This window comes from Clostridium lacusfryxellense, from assembly GCF_018861735.1.
GTDB lineage: Bacteria > Bacillota > Clostridia > Clostridiales > Clostridiaceae > Clostridium_AD > Clostridium_AD lacusfryxellense.
Window position 1 is genome coordinate 1 of the sequence record NZ_JAHLEB010000132.1, and the last position, 1,790, is coordinate 1,790.

Annotated in this window: 2 protein-coding genes; both read right to left on the minus strand. The window is 26.7% G+C overall.

What is annotated here, in order from left to right:
- Positions 1-358 precede the first annotated feature (358 nt).
- A complete protein-coding gene (locus KPL55_RS25555; RefSeq protein ID WP_246599848.1) occupies positions 359-1,006 on the minus strand; it encodes a hypothetical protein in 648 nt (215 codons plus the stop codon).
- Positions 1,007-1,229: 223 nt separating this feature from the next.
- Positions 1,230-1,790 (minus strand): MBL fold metallo-hydrolase RNA specificity domain-containing protein (locus KPL55_RS25560; protein ID WP_281418917.1); only part of this gene is annotated, 561 nt, incomplete at its 5' end.

Consider the following 1,790-nt stretch of genomic DNA (forward strand, 5'->3'; position numbering starts at 1 on the left):
GCATGCCCAAAAATAATAGTTGTAAAAGAAAAAGGCCAATTAAAAGCATACATACTTTCAATTGGCTATAATTCTATTTGTCACAAGATGGTTAACTTAATGACATTGCCCTACATACTTGTTTTTTTTATATTGGAGCAATGAAAATTTAATAAAAAACAATGGCAAAGTTGCAAGCAGCATATTCCAAACCAACATAACATAAAAAAAGCTAAGTTCATAAGTTAGCATTAATAAACAGATTCCCATGTATACAGTCATAAAAAACAACAACCCACTGTATTTTTTAAAAATTAAATTCATATCAAAATCAGCACCCCATCCTCTAAATCTTTTATTAAATCTTTTATTATTTCTTTTAACGTGCTACTGACATATATCTATTATATAAATTTGAACATTCCTTAATGCAATCCAAATATAAATTTCTTATTCCTTCATTAGGACATAATTTTATATAACTTTCGTTATTCAATATTGATATAATTGGTATCATTTCATAATAATATTTATAATCGCTTTTTTTAGTTAAAAGGGTTTTATATTTTTCTAATATTATTATATAATTATTATCAATTAAACGATATTCGCATTTAGATAATTCTAAATTATAAAATGTACTAACTTCACTTGAAAAATTATCACCGAAATTATTTTCATTATTTACAAAAAAAGCTCCACTTGCTGGTGAGTAGTAATGATATTCATTTTTATAAATTCTTTTATTAATACGTAACATATGCCAGCTCATAACTTCTCTATATCGAGTTCCTAATACCTTTGACATGCTAGAAATCATCTTTTGATTAGGATTTAATACATTATTAAAGATCTCTGTATTTGTTTTTCTTTCAACAATAGTGGTAATAGAACACCAACATATATAGTTATTATCCAAGCGTCCTACAATACAACATTCCTGTTTTGGGCTAATATATATTTCAAAAGAAATGTCTTTTTCATCTATCTTATAATTTAGTATTACATTATTATTTGGGTTAATCATATTATATTTTTCCATATTATTTATTACATCCTTTCCACTCCACTAACTTATATATTATATAAAATACTATTTGATTATTACTATTATTAAATTATCACCCATACTTACCAACTATACAAATTTGTACCAATTATATCATAAATATTATATAATTTTCATAATTATAAAAAGCCCTAATCGATAGAATTTATATTCTTAATCGACTAGGGCTAGTCTTTCCTGTTTACTTTTCATCATAAATAAAATCTTTTATAATATCCAGCAATTTTCCCTTATCTAGGCTTTCAATGTTATTTATTGCCTTAATGTCCTTAATCAATTTTCTTCTTAGATTTTCATCAGCCTTATATTCTTTATAGGCTTTATCAGGTCTATAAATTTTTTCAGCTTTATAATTTTTAAAATTTTTATGAGCTTCATCAGGTTTTTCATTTATATAAAATTCCTCTCCACTTTCAACTATTCTAGAGTTGTAGCCCTTAGAATTTAATAACTGTTGAAAGCTCTCCTGCGCTTCTTGATCGCCGTGAACAAGCAGAATTTCCTTTGGTTTTTCCATAAGGCCTTCTATCCAATTGAATAATCCATTTCTATCAGCATGTCCAGATAATCCCTCTAGGCTATAAATATGAGCTTTAATAGCAATCGGTTCGCCAAATATCTTAACTATCTTTGCTCCCCCTACTATGCTTTTTCCCAAGGTTCCTTCTGCTTGATATCCTACAAAAACAATTGATGATTCTTCTCTCCACAAATTGTACTTAAGATGATGTTTTATTCTACC